General features: G+C 37.0%; 19 protein-coding genes and 8 tRNA genes. All 27 read left to right on the top strand.

Annotated elements, in window-relative coordinates:
• The first annotated feature begins 69 nt into the window (after positions 1-69).
• The 27 genes from ACPF63_RS00330 to ACPF63_RS00460 all read left to right on the top strand — a co-directional run bounded on the left by ACPF63_RS00330 (position 70) and on the right by ACPF63_RS00460 (position 19,473).
• Positions 70-957 (top strand): tyrosine-type recombinase/integrase, encoded by an 888-nt coding sequence (locus tag ACPF63_RS00330; RefSeq protein WP_180565774.1) that lies wholly within the window; start codon positions 70-72, stop codon positions 955-957.
• Positions 954-1,244, top strand: a complete 291-nt coding sequence (locus ACPF63_RS00335; protein WP_047386085.1) for an HPF/RaiA family ribosome-associated protein — start codon at positions 954-956, stop codon at positions 1,242-1,244. The genes ACPF63_RS00330 and ACPF63_RS00335 overlap by 4 nt, the downstream gene beginning before the upstream one ends.
• 109 nt (positions 1,245-1,353) lie before the next feature.
• Positions 1,354-1,427 (top strand) — tRNA-Thr (locus ACPF63_RS00340).
• A gap of 19 nt (positions 1,428-1,446) precedes the next feature.
• A tRNA-Tyr gene (locus ACPF63_RS00345) sits at positions 1,447-1,527 on the top strand.
• Between the two features lie 88 nt (positions 1,528-1,615).
• Positions 1,616-1,688, top strand: a tRNA-Gly gene (locus tag ACPF63_RS00350).
• An 89-nt stretch (positions 1,689-1,777) separates the two neighbouring features.
• Positions 1,778-1,851, top strand: a tRNA-Thr gene (locus tag ACPF63_RS00355).
• A gap of 20 nt (positions 1,852-1,871) precedes the next feature.
• Positions 1,872-1,952: transfer RNA gene (locus tag ACPF63_RS00360), tRNA-Tyr, on the top strand.
• 86 nt (positions 1,953-2,038) lie between these two features.
• Positions 2,039-2,111 (top strand) — tRNA-Gly (locus tag ACPF63_RS00365).
• A gap of 41 nt (positions 2,112-2,152) precedes the next feature.
• A tRNA-Thr gene (locus tag ACPF63_RS00370) sits at positions 2,153-2,224 on the top strand.
• Positions 2,225-2,483: 259 nt separating this feature from the next.
• Entirely contained in the window at positions 2,484-3,164 is a 681-nt protein-coding gene (locus ACPF63_RS00375; protein WP_047379264.1) for a response regulator transcription factor, read from the top strand.
• Positions 3,165-4,529: an ATP-binding protein gene (locus tag ACPF63_RS00380; RefSeq protein ID WP_426481607.1), complete on the top strand. Its 1,365-nt coding sequence runs from the start codon at positions 3,165-3,167 to the stop codon at positions 4,527-4,529.
• A 219-nt stretch (positions 4,530-4,748) separates the two neighbouring features.
• Positions 4,749-5,990 (top strand): TolC family protein, encoded by a 1,242-nt coding sequence (locus ACPF63_RS00385; protein WP_426481608.1) that lies wholly within the window; start codon positions 4,749-4,751, stop codon positions 5,988-5,990.
• 2 nt (positions 5,991-5,992) lie between these two features.
• Complete coding sequence (locus tag ACPF63_RS00390) at positions 5,993-7,078, top strand: efflux RND transporter periplasmic adaptor subunit (protein ID WP_426481609.1); 1,086 nt, start codon at positions 5,993-5,995, stop codon at positions 7,076-7,078.
• Positions 7,079-7,148: 70 nt separating this feature from the next.
• Positions 7,149-10,247, top strand: a complete 3,099-nt coding sequence (locus ACPF63_RS00395; protein ID WP_426481610.1) for an efflux RND transporter permease subunit — start codon at positions 7,149-7,151, stop codon at positions 10,245-10,247.
• A 254-nt stretch (positions 10,248-10,501) separates the two neighbouring features.
• Positions 10,502-11,713 (top strand): elongation factor Tu, encoded by a 1,212-nt coding sequence (gene tuf, locus ACPF63_RS00400; protein ID WP_034687396.1) that lies wholly within the window; start codon positions 10,502-10,504, stop codon positions 11,711-11,713.
• Between the two features lie 54 nt (positions 11,714-11,767).
• Positions 11,768-11,838: transfer RNA gene (locus tag ACPF63_RS00405), tRNA-Trp, on the top strand.
• A gap of 12 nt (positions 11,839-11,850) precedes the next feature.
• Positions 11,851-12,057 carry a preprotein translocase subunit SecE gene (gene secE, locus ACPF63_RS00410; RefSeq protein ID WP_045501119.1) on the top strand — a complete coding sequence of 69 codons (207 nt, stop codon included), beginning with the start codon at positions 11,851-11,853 and terminating at the stop codon, positions 12,055-12,057.
• A gap of 19 nt (positions 12,058-12,076) precedes the next feature.
• A complete protein-coding gene (gene nusG / locus ACPF63_RS00415; RefSeq protein ID WP_047379257.1) occupies positions 12,077-12,619 on the top strand; it encodes a transcription termination/antitermination protein NusG in 543 nt (180 codons plus the stop codon).
• Positions 12,620-13,055: 436 nt separating this feature from the next.
• Positions 13,056-13,676, top strand: a complete 621-nt coding sequence (locus tag ACPF63_RS00420) for a hypothetical protein (protein WP_077418888.1) — start codon at positions 13,056-13,058, stop codon at positions 13,674-13,676.
• Between the two features lie 8 nt (positions 13,677-13,684).
• Positions 13,685-14,332 carry a hypothetical protein gene (locus ACPF63_RS00425; RefSeq protein WP_426481611.1) on the top strand — a complete coding sequence of 216 codons (648 nt, stop codon included), beginning with the start codon at positions 13,685-13,687 and terminating at the stop codon, positions 14,330-14,332.
• Between the two features lie 6 nt (positions 14,333-14,338).
• A complete protein-coding gene (locus ACPF63_RS00430) occupies positions 14,339-15,007 on the top strand; it encodes a hypothetical protein (protein ID WP_077418890.1) in 669 nt (222 codons plus the stop codon).
• Positions 15,008-15,274: 267 nt separating this feature from the next.
• The gene (gene rplK / locus ACPF63_RS00435; RefSeq protein WP_047379251.1) at positions 15,275-15,718 is read left to right on the top strand and encodes a 50S ribosomal protein L11; all 444 of its coding nucleotides are present in this window, start codon (positions 15,275-15,277) and stop codon (positions 15,716-15,718) included.
• An 11-nt stretch (positions 15,719-15,729) separates the two neighbouring features.
• Positions 15,730-16,422, top strand: a complete 693-nt coding sequence (gene rplA / locus ACPF63_RS00440; RefSeq protein ID WP_047099699.1) for a 50S ribosomal protein L1 — start codon at positions 15,730-15,732, stop codon at positions 16,420-16,422.
• A gap of 17 nt (positions 16,423-16,439) precedes the next feature.
• Positions 16,440-17,027, top strand: coding sequence for a 50S ribosomal protein L10 (gene rplJ, locus ACPF63_RS00445; RefSeq protein ID WP_047379247.1), 588 nt, complete (start codon positions 16,440-16,442; stop codon positions 17,025-17,027).
• 46 nt (positions 17,028-17,073) lie between these two features.
• Positions 17,074-17,439: a 50S ribosomal protein L7/L12 gene (gene rplL, locus ACPF63_RS00450; RefSeq protein ID WP_007845452.1), complete on the top strand. Its 366-nt coding sequence runs from the start codon at positions 17,074-17,076 to the stop codon at positions 17,437-17,439.
• Positions 17,440-17,703: 264 nt separating this feature from the next.
• Positions 17,704-18,204 (top strand): hypothetical protein, encoded by a 501-nt coding sequence (locus ACPF63_RS00455; RefSeq protein ID WP_426481612.1) that lies wholly within the window; start codon positions 17,704-17,706, stop codon positions 18,202-18,204.
• A 132-nt stretch (positions 18,205-18,336) separates the two neighbouring features.
• Positions 18,337-19,473 (top strand): hypothetical protein, encoded by a 1,137-nt coding sequence (locus ACPF63_RS00460; RefSeq protein WP_426481613.1) that lies wholly within the window; start codon positions 18,337-18,339, stop codon positions 19,471-19,473.
• Positions 19,474-19,476: the final 3 nt, after the last annotated feature.

Consider the following 19,476-nt stretch of genomic DNA (forward strand, 5'->3'; position numbering starts at 1 on the left):
TTAACCATATATTAATTCACTTCTTAAATTCTTATATTTGAGGAGTGAATTTTTATTTTTATACCTATGATGCTGGAAAAGTTTTTAGAATACTTACAATTCGAAAAAAGGTACTCTCCTCATACTGTTACAAGCTACAAAAAAGACCTTGAAGACTTCTCCCATTTCTTTCTCCGAACAGAGTCTTCTGACAATCTGGCCAAAGCAGACAAAAAAATCATCAGAAATTTCATTGTTGAACTGAGCGAAAACGATATTTCCAAAAGAAGTATCAACAGAAAATTATCTTCTCTCCGTAGTTTTTATCTTTTTCTTTTAAAAATAGGCGAAATTAAAGTTTCTCCCACCGAAGGTATCTCTTCCCTGAAGTTTTACGCTGAAAAACAAATCCCTATGTCTAAGGAGGAAATGACAGATCTTAATGACAGGATCTTTGAGCAGATGCATGATGTGCTTGAAAAATGTATCATGGAAGTTCTTTATCAGACAGGTATGCGTAAAGCGGAACTTTGTGGCCTGATATTTGAGCATGTTGATTTATATGAAAATGAATTAAGAGTCATAGGGAAAGGAAATAAAGAAAGGGTAATTCCTGTCTCCAATGAACTGTCTGAACTTCTTAAAAGCTATCTGGCGATAAGAAATCCGCAGACAGAATTTAAATCATATTTTTTTGTAAATAAGAAGGGGAAAAAACTCAACGAAAAATTTGTTTATGTGGTAGTTAATAAGTACCTTAGTCTTATAACAACGAAAGAAAAAAAAAGTCCTCACATCCTTCGTCACAGCTTTGCTACTCACGTATTGGATAATGGGGCGGAGATCTCCAAAGTGAAAAAAATATTAGGGCATTCAAGTCTTGCCAGTACTCAGGTCTATACGAATGCTAATATTGAACAATTGAAAAAAGTGTTTAATCAGGCTCACCCTCGAGCTTCAAAAAAAGAAGAATTATGAAGATTTCAGTACAATCAATTGGTTTAACTCCACACGAACCACTAGAGTCACACATTGACAAAAAAGTAAGTAAATTAGATACCTTCTATGACAAGATTCAGGAGTGTAAGGTATTTTTGAAAGTAGAAAATAACGCTGATAAAGTGAATAAAACAACTGAGCTTATTCTGGCGGTTCCGGGAGATGATATTGTAGTAAAAAAGACATCTGCAAGTTTTGAAGAAAGTCTAGACCTTTGTGTTGATACTGCTAAAAAGCTATTAATCAAGAAAAAAGAAATGGCGTAGAAAAAAAAGTTCAAAAAAGTTTATAAAAAATTTGAGAATTCAAAAAATCCGCTCTATATTTGCACTCGCAAAAAAGGAACAGCGATCTTTTGAATTCTTTTTTATATTTGCCTCCATAGCTCAGTTGGCCAGAGCACGTGATTTGTAATCTCGGGGTCGTGGGTTCGAATCCCTCTGGAGGCTCATAAAATATAAACTTTTTGGGGAGATTCCAGAGTGGCTAAATGGGACTGACTGTAACTCAGTTGCTTCGGCTTCGTAGGTTCGAATCCTGCTCTCCCCACTTTATATTTTTATAAAAAAAACTTGCAAGATTAAATAAGTTTTCTTAGTTTTGCACAGCGTTTACCAATGGTTTTGGAAACAAAATTGCGGAAGTAGCTCAGTTGGTAGAGCGTCAGCCTTCCAAGCTGAATGTCGCGGGTTCGACCCCCGTCTTCCGCTCAAAAAAATACCTCAATAAGAGTGATTTTTTTTAACACTGAAATGTGTAGAGTAGATTCTCTCAATCACTTTCAGTCTTTTATTAAAATGCCTCCATAGCTCAGTTGGCCAGAGCACGTGATTTGTAATCTCGGGGTCGTGGGTTCGAATCCCTCTGGAGGCTCATTTTAATATAAAATATCTGGGGAGATTCCAGAGTGGCTAAATGGGACTGACTGTAACTCAGTTGCTTCGGCTTCGTAGGTTCGAATCCTGCTCTCCCCACATTTTATATTATAATAAAACTTGCAAAATTAAATAAGTTTTCTTAGTTTTGCACAGCGTTTACCAATAGTTTTGGAAACAAAATTGCGGAAGTAGCTCAGTTGGTAGAGCGTCAGCCTTCCAAGCTGAATGTCGCGGGTTCGACCCCCGTCTTCCGCTCAAAAAAAATCACGCTACTTAGTGTGATTTTTTTAGTTGATGCCGACTTAGCTCAGCGGTAGAGTGCTTCCTTGGTAAGGAAGAGGTCACGGGTTCAAGTCCCGTAGTTGGCTCTCGATTTTCCCGAATTTCTTCGGGATTTTTTTTTACCCCTATTTTTTGAAAATAAGAATGAAGTGATTGTGTTACTTAAGAAGTTTTATTGTTAAACACTTGCTTAAACAAAAGTGTAAATTGATTCCATTCCATTTTTTCTCCAGATCATTTTTAATGTGTTAGGAGCAGGATATTGGGGTGGCGTGGAAATTTTTACTCAATCTTTAGAATCACAATCATAAAATTTTCGTTAAATTCGTGTAAAATAAATTTTTGATGAATATTCTTTTATTAGAAGATGATCTCATTCTGTCTGCAGAACTTTGCCGATTTTTAGAATCAAATAATTTTAACTGTGATAAAATCTACGACGGGGAAACTTTTCTCCGCCAGATAAAAAATAATACTTATGAGCTGTATTTGCTCGACATCAATGTTCCTAAAATAAATGGGCTTGATGTCTGCCAGACAATCCGTTCTTTTGATAAGAATACGCCAATCATTATCATTTCTGCCTATGGAGATATTTCTGATAAAAAGGATGCCTTCACCAGGCTGGCTGATGATTATCTGGTAAAACCTTTTCAGTTTGAAGAGCTTCTTTTAAGAATGAATTCACTGCTGAGAAGAAAAGCACCCTCCGATAATTCAGATCAGGATATTCTCAGAATTGATGATCTTATTATCAACAAGACCGAGCAGAAGGTCTATCGTGGAGGAAATGAAATCACCCTTACATTAAAAGAATTTCAGCTGCTGGTTTATCTTGCGGAAGCGCAGGGAAGAACGGTTTCAAAACAGCAGATCACAGAACATGTTTGGGAACATAATTTTAACACGAATACCAATACAGTTGAAGTTTATATCAATTTCCTAAGGAAAAAGATTGACAAAGACTTTAAAATAAAACTGATCCATACCCGTTCAGGTTTCGGATATTACCTTAGCCCATTATAAATGTCTTTAAAAAGAAAGATAGCCTTAACGATCAGTATCGCCTTTTCATTACTTTTTGGAATGGTGATGGCGGTCATTTATTTATCTTTTAACGATTTCAGAAGAGATGAATTTAAAGAACGCTTCAGGCAGAGACTTGAATTTACTTCCCATTTCATTTCAAAATCAAAAGACTTTGAGGAGGAAGCTCCGGTTTTCTTTAATGAAAATTCAGATAACATTCTTTTGAATGAAAAGATTTTAATTTTCAATGAAAAAAAAGAGCTGATCTACAGTACCATCAAGGACCGCAATGTCACCTGGGACAGTGCGATGCTTAAAGAACTGGATAAAAAGAAGATTATCTATACGGAAAGAACAGTTCCGGAGATCTATGCCGCACTCAGGACTATTAATGGTGAAAACTATTATATTCTTACCAGTGCCTTTGATACCAATGGAAAATCGAAGCTGGGGTTTCTGAAATACCTTTTGATTACCGCTTATGCCATGAGTACCCTTCTTATTGGCTTTTTCAGTTATTATTTTGTTGAAAAATTCCTTCGTCCGCTGGAAGACCTGAACAAAGAGATTTCTGAAGTGACGGCCCATAAACTTACAACACAGATACCTGTTGAGCAGTCTAATGATGAAGTCAGTGTGCTGGCAAAATCATTTAATACAATGATTGGAAGGCTTGATGATGTATTTCAGTCACAAAAAGATTTTACGGCAAGCGCTTCCCATGAGATCAGGACCCCTATAACAAGAATGGCATTTCAGCTGGAGAACCTCATAAAATTTGAAGAACATTCCCTGGAAACCCTGTCTTCTTTACAACAGATTCAGCGGGATGTATATCAATTGTCAGATTTGACGAATTCACTTTTGCTGCTTACAAAATTTGATAAAGAAAATATTCAGAGTATTTATGAAGAGGTAAGGATTGATGAAGCCATCTTTGAGGCTTTTGAAGCGGTAGAGAAAAGTTATCCACAGCTTAAGCTGGATTTTCTGATTAATGAAGAGAGTTCCGAAAATGCTTTTCTGATGATAAAGGGAATTCAATCGCTATTGGTCATTGTCTTTATTAATCTCTTTAAAAATGCAGCAGTATATTCTGACAATTCAGAAGTGAATGTCTTGATTACCGAAACGAATAATACCCTTTCTGTAGAAGTTCTTTCCCATGGGAATACTATTTCCGAAGATGAGCAGACCAAACTGTTTGAAGCTTTCACTAGAGGAAATAATGCTCAGAATATTGCGGGATCAGGTTTAGGACTTAGAATTGTCAAAAGGATTCTGGAATATCATGATGCTGATATCATTTATTCTTCCCCTCAGGAATATATTAATAGATTCACTCTAATTTTTAAGAAATAATATTCAAAAGCAACTGGTCTCAAAAGCAGTTGCTTTTTGTTAAACTCCAGGTTAAATTTTTGAATAAAAATTCAACTATTGGAGAATAAAATACCTGTTCAGCTGCTGTTTTCTTTCTTTGAAACGTCCTGTAGAAGGAGATTTTAATATTTTTTTAAGCACCATTTAAGTTTCTTTTAATAGCATCAGAGCAATTTTGTAATTTAAAAAGAAAAAACAATGAACAGAATTGCAGTGCTGTGTCTCGCCGTTTCCTCATTCATGGCAGCACAACAGCAGATGTCTCTTTTGGATTGCGAAGAAGCCTTTCAGAAGAACAACCTCCAGCTGCTCGCCGAACAATACAACATCAATATGGCTGATGCAGATATTCTGCAGGCTAAAATCTGGGAATTGCCACAATTAAGCGGGCAGGTCAATGCTTACAATCCTCAGGATAAGAAGATTTTTGATGTAGGACGCTCAAAAGGAGCAGGAATTACACAATTGATCTATATGGGTGGTAAAAAGAAAAATGAAATTGCTTTTGCCAGATCCAATAAAGAACTCGCCCAACTTCAGCTTTCCCAACTGTTGGCAGATTTAAGATCTCAGCTTCGTTCCGCCTATTTCAACCTTTATTACGAAAAACTAAAACTGGAGAACACCAATAAGCAGTTAGGGTATATGAATGATCTTTTAAACGCTTATCGTGTACAGTCCGCAAAAGGAAATGTTTCCCTTAAAGATGCTGTCAGGTTACAGAGTATTGTGATCCAGCTGAATCATGATAAACTGGAGATCAATAAAAATATTCTGGATTTTGAACAGAATCTGAAAGTTTTAACAGGTGTTTCGGAAGAAATAGAGCCAACGATGTCTGAAGCTGAAGCTAAAGAATCTCTGGCTGCGCAGCCTTTCGGAAATGAAGAAGAACTGAAAAGTAAAGCGCTGGAAAATAATGCAGATTACCAATACAATCTGAAACTCATTGATAACAGCAAGTTATATGCACAATGGCAGAAATCCTTAAATGTTCCGGATGTGACCGTAGGTGCTGCATGGGATCAGGCAGGCGGAACTTTCAATAATGAAGCGAACCTTACCTTAGGAATTCCTTTGCCCTTATGGAAAGCGAATCAGGGGAATGTGGTAAAAGCAAACTATGCTATTCAGCAGAATCAGAAAAATGCTGACTTTCAGAAACTGACCCTGGAGACAAAAGTTCAGTCTGCTTATAAAACCTGGAAAGCTCAGTATGACCAGCTTTCGGACATCAAAACTACAGATCTGCAGAATATGGATCTTGTATACAATGGAATGCTGAATAATTTCAGAAAAGGAAATGTCAACCTGATTGAATTCACAGACTTTATGGATAGCTACAGGGAAACAGCACTGCAGATCTATGATATGAAAAATGAGATCATGCAGTCAGCGGAACAGCTCAATCAATTAGTACAAACGAAAATCTTCTATTAATCATGAAAACATATATTATCCCCGTATTGATGGCCCTTTCACTATTGGCCTGTTCAAAAAAAGAGGAAGAGAAAACCAATCACGTCAAAAAAGGATTTGAGTTGAGCAACACAATGCTGAATTCTGTTTCCCTGGCCAAGGTTGAAAAAAAGAATATAGAAGATGAATACAGCTTTTACGGAAAGATCTCTGCCGATAAAAATAGTTATATAGATGTTTACCCGTTGGTAGGAGGAAACGTGATGAGTGTAAATGTAGAGCTGGGTGACTATGTGAAAAAAGGACAGGTACTGGCAACAATCAGGAGTACCGAGCTTGCAGAAATTCAAAAAGATGTAAGCGATGCAAAAACAGACCTGGTAGTGGCGAAAAATAATCTTCGTGTTGCAAAGGAGCTGTACGAAGGAAAGCTAAACACAGAAAGAGATGTCCTGGAAGCTAAAAGCCAGTTACAAAAAGCAGAAGACCAGTTGCAGAGAGCAGCGGCAGTAAGTACGGTTTATAATGTGAAAACCGGAAATATATACAGTGTTGTAGCACCCATCAACGGTTATATTGTTCAGAAAAGTATCAATAAAGATATGCAGCTGAGAAGCGACAGAAGTGATAATATCTTTGATGTTGCCAATACTACCAACGTTTGGGCCATTATGAATGTCAACGAATCGGATATAGATAAAATCAGTCTGGGAATGAAAGCCCAGGTGTCCACTCTGTCTTACCCGGATAAAGTTTTTGACGGGAAAATTGATAAAATATTCAAAATTATTGATCCGCAAACCAATGCCATGCAGGCAAGAGTGGTATTGGATAATGCTAATGGACTCCTCATTCCGGACAGTAAGGCAACTATAAAAGTTTCCAGCCTTGAAAGCAATACGATGCTGACTGTTCCATCCAAAGCAGTGATTTTTGATGATAACAAAAGTTTTGTAGTGATTTTTAAATCCAGAACAGATGTGAAGGTCAGAGAAATTAAAGTATTAAAGCAGGTAGGTGATGTCACTTATATTGCAGATGGTCTGAAAGAAGGAGAAGAAGTGATTACCAACAACCAGCTGCTGATATACCGCTCCCTGAACAGCTAGCCTTACTTAAACCATTAAGAATATTGATATTTTTCTTTAACGGCTTTTTTAGGTCATCAATTTATCTATCATGAATAAATTCATAAAAAATATAATCGCTTTTTCACTAAAAAATAAAGCATTTACCTTTATCTGGGTAGCGATTTTAGCCATCTCCGGTTTTATAAGTTTCAAAAATATGCCTATTGAAGCTTTTCCGGATGTAACCAATACCCAGATTGTCATCATTACCCAATGGAATGGGCGCAGTGCAGAAGAAGTAGAACGTTTTGTCACAACCCCCATCGAATTGACGATGAGCCCGGTTCAGAAAAAAACAAGTGTGAGAAGTACCACCATGTTTGGTCTTTCCATTGTTAAAATTCTGTTTGACGATGGAGTGGACGATACTTTTGCCAGAAATCAGGTCAACAACCAATTAAGAACCATTAGCCTTCCTGATGAGGTAGATCCTGAAGTACAGCCACCCTACGGGCCAACCGGTGAGATTTTCAGATATACACTGGAAAGTAAAACAAAAGATTCGAGAGCGTTGCTTACTCTGCAAAACTGGGTGATAGATCGTGCCTTAAGAGGAGTGCCGGGTGTTGCTGATATCAATGTTTTTGGAGGGCAGGATAAAGTTTTTGAACTGAGTATAGATCCAAGAGCATTGGATAAATACAATCTGACTCCGCTTCAGGTATATGATGCTGTCACTAAAAGTAATCTTAATGTAGGAGGTGATGTTATTGAAAAAAACGGGCAGGCCTATGTAGTAAGAGGAATTGGTTTGGTGAAATCAGTGGCCGATATCGGAAATATTACCATTCAGAATGACAGTGGAAACCCTGTTCTGGTAAAAAATGTGGCAGAAGTTCATGAAAGTTCCATGCCCAGGGTAGGACAGGCTGCCCTGAATCATCATGACGATACGGTGGAAGGAATTGTTGTCATGAGAAAAGGAGAAAACCCACGGGAGGTTTTGGTAGGAGTGAAGGCTAAAATTAAAGAGCTTAACGAAAAGATACTCCCAAAAGATGTCAAAATGGTTACTTTCTACGATCGTGACAATCTGATGGATTTTACAACGCATACCGTAATGCACAACCTTATTGAAGGAATTGTACTGGTAACGGTAATTGTTTTAATTTTTATGGCCGACTGGAGGACAACACTGATTGTTTCCATCATCATTCCGCTATCCTTACTCTTTGCATTTTTATGTTTAAAGCTGGCCGGAATGAGTGCCAATCTGCTTTCATTAGGAGCGGTAGACTTCGGGATCATCATAGACGGAGCCGTCGTCATGGTAGAAGGACTCTTTGTAATGCTTGATCATAAAGCGAAACGGTACGGAATGGAGAAGTTTAATAAATTGGCAAAAGGAGGCTGGATCAAACAGACCGGAACCGGATTAGGAAAAGCGATCTTCTTTTCAAAATTAATTATCATTACTTCTCTGATTCCTATTTTCTCATTTCAGAAAGTAGAAGGAAAGATGTTCTCTCCTTTGGCTTTTACCCTGGGATTTGCATTAATTGGAGCTTTGATATTTACATTAACCCTGGTTCCTGTTCTTTCCCATATCCTTTTAAATAAAAATGTAAGAGAAAAAAATAACCCATTTGTTAATTTTTGGGACAGAATTGTTTTAAAAGGCTTTAATTTAACATTTAAGCATAAAAAGACGAGTATGATCGTTGCTATCTCTTTCCTGGCAGTTACTTTATTTTCCGGTAAATTTTTGGGAACAGAATTTCTGCCTCAACTGAATGAAGGTTCACTTTGGATCACTGCCGAAATGCCGTTGAGTTCCTCATTAAAAGAATCTCTGAAAACAGCAGACCTTTTAAAGAAAGATATTATGAGCTTCTCAGAAGTCACAGATGTTCTGGCACAGACGGGGAGAAGTAATGATGGGACGGACCCTAATGGATTTGGATTCGTACAGTTTGCGGTCAACCTTAAGCCAAGAGAAGAATGGAAGCGTAAGATCACCTATGATGAGTTGATTAATGAAATTGATAAAAAGCTCAGAAGCTATCAGGGAATTACTTTCAATTATTCCCAGCCGATTTCAGATAATGTAGCGGAAGCAGTAGCCGGTTTTAAAGCAGAAAACGGAATCAAAATCTATGGTGATAACCTGGAAACTCTGGATAAAATAGCCAATGAAGTTTTATTAAAAGTTAAAGATGTAGAAGGGGTAAAAGACCCTGGAATTATTAAAAATATCGGCCAGCCGGAAGTAAGTGTTGTATTGGACAGGGATAAAATGGCGGCTTACGGCGTAATGCCTGCAGATGCACAGGCTGTATTGGAAATGGCTTTTGGTGGAAAAACCGCTTCAGAAATGTTTGACGGTGAAAGAAAATTCCCGATCCGTCTGCGTTATTCACAGGAATACAGAACCAATGAGAATGATATTGCGGCTTTGATGGTTCCTACACAGGATGGAGCAAAAATCCCTTTAAAAGAAATAAGTACCATTGTTAAAGATAACGGAGCTGCATTTATTTACCGGGACAATATCAAACGATATATTGGTGTTAAATTCTCCATCCGTGACAGAGATTTGGGAAGCACTATTGCTGATGCTCAGAAAAAAGTTGAAACTATTGAGCTTCCGGATGGTTATTCTGTAGGATGGACAGGTCAGTTTGAAAACCAGCAGCGGGCCTCTCACAGATTGACACAGGTAGTTCCCGTGAGTATTCTGATGATTTTCTTTCTGTTGTTTATCTTATTTGGAAATATAAAAGACTCTCTTCTGGTATTGGCGAATGTACCATTTGCTTTAATAGGAGGAATTATCGCTTTACACGTTACCGGAATCAATTTTGGAATCTCAGCCGGAGTAGGTATGATTGCTCTTCTGGGAATTTGTATTCAGAACGGGGTAATTCTTATCACAGAATTTCATCAGAACGTGAAAGATGGTCTTGATATAGATTCTGCCATATTAAATGGGGTGAAATCCAGAACCAGACCTGTAATTATGACAGCGCTTATGGCCTCTATCGGATTGATGCCGGCAGCATTGTCTACAGGAATCGGGTCAGAATCTCAAAAACCTCTGGCGATTGTCATTATTGGAGGGCTTATTACAGCTACCGTGCTTACACTGCTTATTTTCCCAATTATTTTCTGGATATTCAACCGGACAAAAAAGCTCAGCCATATGTGATTTTTCTTTCATTTATATATTAGTGAAGCCTGGAATATTCTGTATTTCAGGCTTTTTCATAAAAGGTTTCAGAAAGTTTTTTTCAATCAGGAAAAATATGTAAATTTGCAGTCTCAATACGTTGAAATATAAGGTTTGTCCTTCATTGGAAGAGAATATTGAAAGTTTTTTTAATAAAAAGTTTTTGGTATTTAAAAATTCATTATATTTGCACACCGAAAATTTGAAAAACAATAAATAAATAATTTTAAATCATGGCAAAGGAAACGTTTAATCGTAACAAACCACACTTGAACATTGGTACTATTGGTCACGTTGACCATGGTAAAACTACTCTTACAGCTGCTATTTCTGCTGTATTAGCTAGCAAAGGTCTTGCTGAGAAAAAAGACTTCTCTGCAATTGACTCTGCTCCAGAAGAAAAAGAAAGAGGTATTACTATCAATACTGCTCACATCGAATACGAAACTGAAAAAAGACACTATGCTCACGTTGACTGTCCAGGTCACGCCGACTATGTTAAGAACATGGTAACTGGTGCTGCTCAAATGGATGGAGCTATCGTAGTATGTGCTGCAACTGACGGTCCAATGCCTCAGACTAGAGAACATATCCTACTTTGCCGTCAGGTAAACGTACCTAGAATCGTTGTTTTCATGAACAAAGTTGACATGGTAGATGATCCAGAGTTATTAGAGCTTGTTGAAATGGAGCTTAGAGACTTATTATCTACTTACGAATTTGACGGAGACAACTCTCCAGTAATTCAAGGTTCTGCATTAGGAGCTCTTACTGCAGCTACTGCATCTCCTGCTAACACAGAAGATAAGTGGTTCAAGAGCGTTGAAGAATTGATGGATGCTGTTGATACTTGGATCGAGCAACCACCAAGAGATACTGAAAAGCCATTCTTGATGCCAATCGAAGACGTATTCTCTATTACAGGTAGAGGTACTGTAGCAACTGGTAGAATTGAGGCTGGTGTTATCAACACTGGTGATCCAGTTGATATCGTAGGTATGGGAGACGAAAAATTAACTTCTACTATTACAGGAGTTGAGATGTTCAGAAAGATCCTAGATAGAGGTGAAGCTGGAGATAACGTAGGTCTATTGTTGAGAGGTATTGAAAAAACTGACATCAAGAGAGGTATGGTTATCGCTAAGAAAGATTCAGTTAAGCCACACAAAAAATTCAAGGCTTCTGTTTATATCCTTTCTAAAGAAGAAGGTGGACGTCACACTCCATTCCACAACAAGTACCGTCCTCAGTTCTATGTAAGAACTACTGACGTTACAGGTGAGATCTTCTTACCAGAAGGTGTAGAAATGGTAATGCCTGGTGATAACTTAGAGATCACTGTAGAATTGTTACAACCAATCGCTCTTAACGTAGGTCTTAGATTTGCGATCAGAGAAGGAGGTAGAACAGTTGGTTCAGGTCAGGTTACTGAAATCCTAGACTAATTATCTTAAAATAAATAAAGCTTCCGAAAGGAAACTCTCGGAAGCTTTTTATCTACGGGCATCGTCCAATGGTAGGATACCGGTCTCCAAAACCGTTGATCAGGGTTCGAATCCTTGTGCCCGTGCAAATATAAATTATGAGTTCATTTGTCGATTTTTTAAAAGGTTCTTATAACGAATTCAGGCATAAAGTTGAATGGCCAAAGTGGGCTGACCTTCAGTCATCTACTATTGTAGTGACTATTGCGACAGTGATTCTGGCTCTATTTACTTTTGGAGTTGATGAATTGTTTTCTAAATCAATCAGCAACATCATTGGAATGCTAATCAACTTGTTCAATTAATTAAAAGTATTTTCCCATAATGAGCGAATTGAAATGGTATGTGCTGAAAGCAATCAGCGGACAGGAAAATAAAGTGAAAAACTATATTGAGACAGAAATCAAACGTCTAGGGTTTGATCAGTACGTTACTCAAGTGGTTATTCCTATGGAAAAGGTAATTCAAATTAGAAACGGAAAAAAAGTTCCTAAAGAGAGACCTTACTACCCTGGATACTTGATGATTGAAGCTGACCTGATGGGAGAAATTCCTCACGTTATCAAGAATATTCCTGGAGTTATTTCTTTCCTAAGTTTAACTAAAGGAGGAGATCCTGTTCCAATGAGAAAATCAGAGGTTAACAGAATGCTTGGAAGAATGGATGAACTTTCAGAATTTGCAAGCGATGTTGAAATTCCTTATGTAGTAGGTGAAAACGTTAAAGTAATCGATGGACCTTTCAACGGATTCAATGGTACAGTTGAGAAGATTCTTGAAGACAAAAAGAAAATTGAAGTTTCTGTATTGATCTTCGGTAGAAAAACTCCAATGGAACTAAGCTACATGCAAGTAGAAAAAGTATAATAATTACTTATAAAATATAAAAAAAGACTGCTATTAAGCGGTCTTTTTTGTTTTTTATACTCGCTTTACATTGTTGTTTATAACAGGTGAGGTTTACCCTATCGCGAATTATATTTTTTTAATTTTCTTTACAATTGCTTTTCTGAATTTTTATATTCTCAACTGCTTTTGTTTATTCCTATAAAGATCTTTGCTTTAATTCAGTTATCACTTTATTGGGAATAAAGTTGTTTTTGCAGATCAGATTTCTTCTCCTATGCTTGATTTACTTTCAGATGGCATGCTTCTTGCAACAATATGGTAATTAATCCCAAAATTTATATTTTTTATTTCATACACTGTTTACAGGCGTATGTCTATTGTATGTTTTTAATTAAAAAATGTAAAATTTGGATTAGCTATTCAAAACACAAGCCTTATATAAACACATAATCCAATGACAAAAATTATTTCGATGGTCATTCTGGTGGGTACGTCCGTACTCGCGAGTGCGCAGGTTGGTATCAACACTGCGAATCCTGAAAAAGAACTTACCGTAAACGGTACAATGAAGACATCAGGAGTTGTTTTCAAACAGCCTATGGAGAAATTGAAAGCGGATGAGAATTACACTTTCATTATCAAATCTCCAGCTCCGGAAAACAAAATTACGGCGTACAACGATTCCTTTGTACCCAATTCTCCGGCACCAATTAATCTTATTCAATTTAAAATTACCTGTGATCCTTCAGATAAGGATTGGGTAAATCAATTTGACACAAAGATTAATTCCAGTAAATTTTTGGTGGTAATTTCTTCTTTTGGATTTACGCAGCCTACAAGAACTTTTACAGCAGACTGGGTGACACCAATGCCTCAGATCTTTGCTTATTCTTCAGGAGGAACATGGAAACTTAAGGCAGATTATCAAGGATTCGCTCCTGATAACTCTTTCCCTACAGGAATCTGGACACTGAATTTGCTGGTATTTGACAGATCATATGCCAAAGATTTCAACTCAACGCAAAGCCTTAATGCTTCAACTACAGGTGCTGCTGCAGCTCCATTAATTCAATAAGACACACTATGAAAAAAATTATTGCGATACTCTTTATGGGGTTTGCTGCTTTAAGCATGCATGCTCAAGTAGGAATTAATACTAATACACCTAAGGGAACTCTCGATGTAGAAGGAGAAACACTGGTAGAGTCCTATTTAATAGATACTGAAAATACGAAGGCAAGCGGAAACTATCTTCTTCTTACCCGTTCAAAAGATACATCACCGGTAGGTAAAGTAAAGTTGTTGGACATATCGCTCCGTAATGTAGCCCCTGTAAATATGTATAATATTGTATTGAAGAATGTGAGACAGGATGAAGTTGTGAATCTCAATACAGGATTAGATGTAAGTAAATATGTTGTGGCCATTACAGGTGCTGTTTTTACAGGAGCGGTGTCGGCAGCTAATACGACAACCAACCCCAAATCATTTGGATCTTATTCTACTGAAGTTACTCAGGTCGTAAGTGGGGGTAAAAATTACCATGCAGTCAATTTAGCTTTTAAAGGCGCTGGAACTGTTTCAGCCCAAAACGGAACCTGGGCTCTTACTCTGAATGTTTTTGAAAAGTCACTGGTTAAAGACTGGGGAACTTTCAACGGTTCTGTTTCAGCATCAGCTTCGCCTGCTTATTCAGGAGTTTCAACCAATACGCCTCTAGGGCTTCAATAAAAAAATATGAAAAGAAAAATTTATATCACAATAATCATGTGCCTTGGGATTTTTTTTAATGCCCAGCAAGGAAAAGTAGGAATAAACACAGCAAAACCTACGGAAACACTTGATGTTAACGGAAAGACTTATACAAACTCTCTATATTTAAGAAATCCGGGAGAACCTACCATGACGGGAGGTAGCTTTTTAGCAACTTCACAAAATGGTTTGCAACTGTACGATCCGGCTTTGGAGAGTAGTGGATTGTTCAATTATCTTAAACTTACTCTTACAGGAGTATCCGGAACAGGAATCGCAGATTATGATACCAAAATTGATGCAAACAATTTTTTGGTTATACTTCATAACTATTCATTTAAACTGAATGATGGTACTACCAATGTAATGCTTGATTATGGAGACAATGGTGTGAATGATAACAAACAGGGATCACCGGATGTTGTTGCTTTCAAAAGTAACGGTACGTGGCATATTAGAGCAAGATTTACTGACAGCAGGATTCTGGCAGTGAGTTCAGCCACTCCATCAAGAACTTATAACAACTTTACGGTTGATCTTTATCTGATGGCCTATAGAAGACTGATTGAAAAACAAAATATCAGCGATATCAATGCTGATCTTGGAGGAAATGACGGCTCTACCCAGACGATTAATAAACCAGCAGGTTTTTAATAAATCTTTTCCTTTAAAAATATAGAAAACGGCTATTTAATGTAAATAGCCGTTTTTGTTTCTCATGATAGCATTCAAAATATATTGCAGGGCTTTATGATTTTTTTTTCTTAAACTTTTTAAAAATCAGCAATTTCCGTTTGCTAATTCAAAAATATTTTATACTTTTGCAGTCCAAAAAGTAGGTTTATTGTTATGTGAGTGCATAACCTGCTGAATAATAAATGCTTCCAAACTCATTAATTATTCAAATTTAAAAAACAAACAATGGCTAAGAAAGTCTTTAAAATGGTAAAGCTTCAGGTGAAAGGTGGCGCAGCTAACCCTTCTCCACCAGTAGGTCCAGCATTGGGTTCTGCAGGTGTGAACATCATGGAGTTTTGTAAGCAATTTAACGGAAGAACCCAAGATAAGCCAGGGCAAGTTTTACCTGTAGTAATTACAGTATACGAAGACAAATCTTTTGAATTCGTTATTAAAACTCCACCTGCAGCAATCCAGTTAATGGATGCAGCTAAAATCAAGGGAGGTTCTGGTGAACCAAACAGAAACAAAGTAGGTTCTGTAACTTGGGAACAAGTAAAGAAAATCGCTGAAGATAAAATGGCGGATCTTAACTGTTTTACAACAGATTCTGCACTTTCTATGGTTGCAGGTACTGCTAGATCTATGGGATTAAGAGTAACAGGAACTAAACCAACTAACGCTTAAAACTTAAAGAAATGGCAAAATTAACTAAAAAGCAAAAGGAAGCTTTAAGCAAAGTAGAAAAAGGAAGAATCTATAACCTTGAAGAAGGTTCAGCTCTTGTAAAGGAGGTGAACACTACAAAGTTTGATGCTTCTGTAGATATCGCTGTAAGATTAGGTGTAGACCCAAGAAAAGCAAACCAAATGGTAAGAGGTGTTGTATCTCTTCCTCACGGTACTGGTAAAGATGTTAAAGTATTAGCTCTTGTAACTCCAGATAAAGAAGCAGAAGCTAAAGCTGCTGGTGCTGACTATGTAGGTCTTGACGAATATTTACAAAAAATCAAAGAAGGTTGGACAGATGTTGACGTTATCGTTACTATGCCAGCTGTAATGGGTAAATTAGGTCCATTAGGTAGAGTATTAGGTCCAAGAGGTTTAATGCCAAACCCTAAATCAGGAACTGTAACAATGGAAATTGGTAAAGCAGTAACTGAAGTGAAAGCAGGTAAAATTGATTTCAAAGTAGACAAGTATGGTATCATCCACGCTGGTATTGGTAAAGTATCTTTCGATGCTGCTAAGATCAAAGAAAATGCGCAGGAATTGATCTCTACATTGATCAAAATGAAGCCAACTGCTGCTAAAGGAACTTATGTAAAAAGCATTTATTTGTCTTCTACAATGAGCCCTGGTATTGCAATCGATACTAAATCTGTTAACTAATATAAATCCTTAAGACAATGACAAAAGACCAAAAAGTTGTAGCAATACAAGAGATCAAAGACTTGCTTCAGGATGCAAAAGTAGTATACGTAGCAGATCTAGACGGTTTGAACGCTGCGAAGTCTTCAGAATTCAGAAGACAGGCTTTCAAACAAAATATCAAAGTGAAAGTTGTAAAAAATACACTTTTACAAAAAGCAATGGAGCAGATTGAAGGAGTAGATTACTCTGAAATGTTCCAGACTTTTAAAGGAAACTCTGCATTAATGATTTCTGAGACTGCAAACGGTCCAGCTAAATTAATCCAAGGGTTCAGAAAGAAAGAAGAAAAGCCAGCTTTAAAGTCTGCTTTTGTTCAGGAAACTTTCTACGTTGGAGACGAAAACTTATCTGCACTTGCTAACATCAAGTCTAGAGAAGAAATGATCGGAGAAATCATCGGATTACTTCAATCTCCAATTCAAAGAGTTGTTTCTGCTCTTCAAAACAAACCTGAAACTGTAGAAGCTAAAGCTGAAGAAGCTGCTGCTCCTGCTGTAGAAGAAACTCCTGCTGAAGCTCCGGAAGCTGCTGCAGAAAGCACTGAAGAAACAAGTGCTGAATAATTACACTCAAAAAATTAAATAAATAATCAACAAAAACATTACAACAATGTCAGATTTAAAAAATTTAGCTGAAACGCTAGTAAACTTAACAGTAAAAGACGTAAACGAATTAGCAACTATCCTTAAGGATGAGTACGGAATTGAGCCAGCTGCTGCTGCTGTAGTTGTTGCTGCAGGTGGTGGAGAAGCTGCTGAAGAAAAAACTGAATTCGACGTAATTCTTAAGTCTGCAGGTGCTTCTAAATTAGCTATCGTTAAATTAGTAAAAGATTTAACTGGTGCTGGTCTTAAAGAAGCTAAAGATATCGTAGATGGTGCTCCTGCTCCAATCAAAACTGGTATCTCTAAAGACGAAGCTGAGGCTCTTAAGAAGCAATTAGAAGAAGCTGGTGCTGAAGTAGAATTGAAATAATTTCAATTTTATTATAAATATAGAAGCCCGGGCATTTGCCCGGGCTTTTTTTTGTATGTAAGTCTTTATAAATGTGTGTGTTATTTTATAATGGTATTTGAATATTATTGGTTCTTTCTTTGTTATATTTTAATATGATTGTTTATTTGATAAAAATTAACATAATATTTTATTTGTATTTTAATATTTGTTTATTTTATTTACTAATAAAGTATTGTTTTGGTTGAAAAAATATTATATTTGTACCGAAAAAACACAACATAATTGGATAGAAATTATTTTCTTTCCTACGGCCACAAGATTACACTTCTGTTGCTTCTGGCGGCTATAGGAAAATTAAATGCTAAGTTTATACCTGATACAATGAGCAAAGCTCAATTACGGTATTGTACAGCTATAAATAATCATCCGCAGGGATGCTTAGCCGATGTTTCAGTTTATCTGTCTGAAGCAGGAAATGATGTGGCAGCTGCAAACAAATTGTCTGCTGCTCAAAATGAAACTTTTGCATTCTATTGCAATAGTCTGCAATACAATTTTTCTTTTTTTAATAATAGCAATCTTCAGTTTTTCCTTCTTAGAGATATAAAATTTGTCGCTGTTTGGGTTAATTGGTATTATGATTCGTTCTCTATCTGCAAAGAACATATGTTCCTGACGTTTAAAGAAGTCCGAAAGTTTAATGCCAGTTCTTTTAAACTTGTTGATGGCTTTAAGTTTATTATTAAAATTCCTGATAAATTAATCCATTCTTTTATCTCCTAATATTTCTAACAATTTTATGCGCCTTCTTACAGTACTATCTGTTATTTCATTTATTATTTGAATGAGAATGCTCGAGAATTGCCCTTTCAAAAAAACACATATACATAAAAAAAACAGCAAATATCATTAAACATGAAAAACAGATTATTTACCATCGCTCTTTTATCAGTTGGTTTACCACTATTAGCACAGGTTGGGATTAACACAGGACAGGCTCAGGCAACCTTTGATATAGTAGGATCACCTTCCAATCCAGGTAAACTTGATGGCGTTATTGCGCCAAGGCTTACAGGTGTACAATTAAAAGCTAAAAACTATACAATAGCCCAAACAGGAGCCATAGTATATGTTACCTCAGTTGAAGCTGCACCTTCCGGACAGACCGTTGATGTTGTTTCACCAGGGTATTATTATTTTGATGGAATCAAATGGGGAAGCATAAGTGGGAACTGGCGTACAGTAGGAAATGCCGGCACAACAGCAACAACGGCAGCTTTAGGAGCAGATATAGGCAGTGGGAATTATTTAGGTACAAATGACGGTCAGAATTTGGTCTTGGCTACTCAGAAAAACGTAAAAGGAATATTAGATACTAATGGAACTCTGCAAGGGGGAAATTCCAATTCTGCAACAGGTCCTTATGCTTCATTTACTTGGGGATCTAATAATATTCTTACCAACAGTACCTCTTCAAATATTGCATTGGGAAAAGACAACTCTGTCTCTGCGCAGGGTAATTTTCTTGCGGTAGCTATTGGATTGGGAAATACAGCGAATAATGGTGCTAAAGTAATAGGAAATAGTAATAGCGCTACAGGGGCCAATAATTTAGTATTTGGAAACCTGAATACGGTAACAGGACTCACAGGACTCACTATTGGGAACAATCACATAAACAGTGGAGGAATTGCTATCGGAAGCGGAAATACAACATCAACAAACAATGTAGCTGTTGGTTCGGCAAATACGGCAAGCGGTACAGAAGCTTTTGCAATAGGATTTTCGGGTCAGGCCACTGCAGGACAGATGGTTTATGCCAACAAACAACATGTTTTCTTTAATAAAAGCAACGGAACAGACACAATATTGGGAATTAATATGATTCCTACCGCGGCTACATCTACAGGAGCTGCTGTTCAGATGAAGGGAATTGCTTCCGGTGCGGGTGCATCATGTACAGCTGCTGAAGAAGGCGCAATCCGATATAATACAACCATTAAAGCGCATGAAGGCTGTAATGGATCTACCTGGAAAGCGCTTTATAATTAAAAA

The organism is Chryseobacterium sp. R2ACT005 (assembly GCF_049949215.1).
In the GTDB taxonomy this organism is placed as follows: Bacteria; Bacteroidota; Bacteroidia; order Flavobacteriales; family Weeksellaceae; genus Chryseobacterium.

Coding starts and splice junctions, on each gene's coding strand:
- ACPF63_RS00375 (WP_047379264.1), top strand. CDS start 2,484: ATGAATATTCTTTTATTAGAAGATGATCTCATTCTGTCTGCAGAACTT.
- ACPF63_RS00420 (WP_077418888.1), top strand. CDS start 13,056: ATGACAAAAATTATTTCGATGGTCATTCTGGTGGGTACGTCCGTACTC.
- ACPF63_RS00335 (WP_047386085.1), top strand. CDS start 954: ATGAAGATTTCAGTACAATCAATTGGTTTAACTCCACACGAACCACTA.
- ACPF63_RS00395 (WP_426481610.1), top strand. CDS start 7,149: ATGAATAAATTCATAAAAAATATAATCGCTTTTTCACTAAAAAATAAA.
- ACPF63_RS00425 (WP_426481611.1), top strand. CDS start 13,685: ATGAAAAAAATTATTGCGATACTCTTTATGGGGTTTGCTGCTTTAAGC.
- rplL (WP_007845452.1), top strand. CDS start 17,074: ATGTCAGATTTAAAAAATTTAGCTGAAACGCTAGTAAACTTAACAGTA.
- rplA (WP_047099699.1), top strand. CDS start 15,730: ATGGCAAAATTAACTAAAAAGCAAAAGGAAGCTTTAAGCAAAGTAGAA.
- ACPF63_RS00390 (WP_426481609.1), top strand. CDS start 5,993: ATGAAAACATATATTATCCCCGTATTGATGGCCCTTTCACTATTGGCC.
- ACPF63_RS00330 (WP_180565774.1), top strand. CDS start 70: ATGCTGGAAAAGTTTTTAGAATACTTACAATTCGAAAAAAGGTACTCT.
- nusG (WP_047379257.1), top strand. CDS start 12,077: ATGAGCGAATTGAAATGGTATGTGCTGAAAGCAATCAGCGGACAGGAA.
- ACPF63_RS00430 (WP_077418890.1), top strand. CDS start 14,339: ATGAAAAGAAAAATTTATATCACAATAATCATGTGCCTTGGGATTTTT.
- rplJ (WP_047379247.1), top strand. CDS start 16,440: ATGACAAAAGACCAAAAAGTTGTAGCAATACAAGAGATCAAAGACTTG.
- tuf (WP_034687396.1), top strand. CDS start 10,502: ATGGCAAAGGAAACGTTTAATCGTAACAAACCACACTTGAACATTGGT.
- ACPF63_RS00380 (WP_426481607.1), top strand. CDS start 3,165: ATGTCTTTAAAAAGAAAGATAGCCTTAACGATCAGTATCGCCTTTTCA.
- ACPF63_RS00385 (WP_426481608.1), top strand. CDS start 4,749: ATGAACAGAATTGCAGTGCTGTGTCTCGCCGTTTCCTCATTCATGGCA.
- rplK (WP_047379251.1), top strand. CDS start 15,275: ATGGCTAAGAAAGTCTTTAAAATGGTAAAGCTTCAGGTGAAAGGTGGC.
- ACPF63_RS00460 (WP_426481613.1), top strand. CDS start 18,337: ATGAAAAACAGATTATTTACCATCGCTCTTTTATCAGTTGGTTTACCA.
- secE (WP_045501119.1), top strand. CDS start 11,851: ATGAGTTCATTTGTCGATTTTTTAAAAGGTTCTTATAACGAATTCAGG.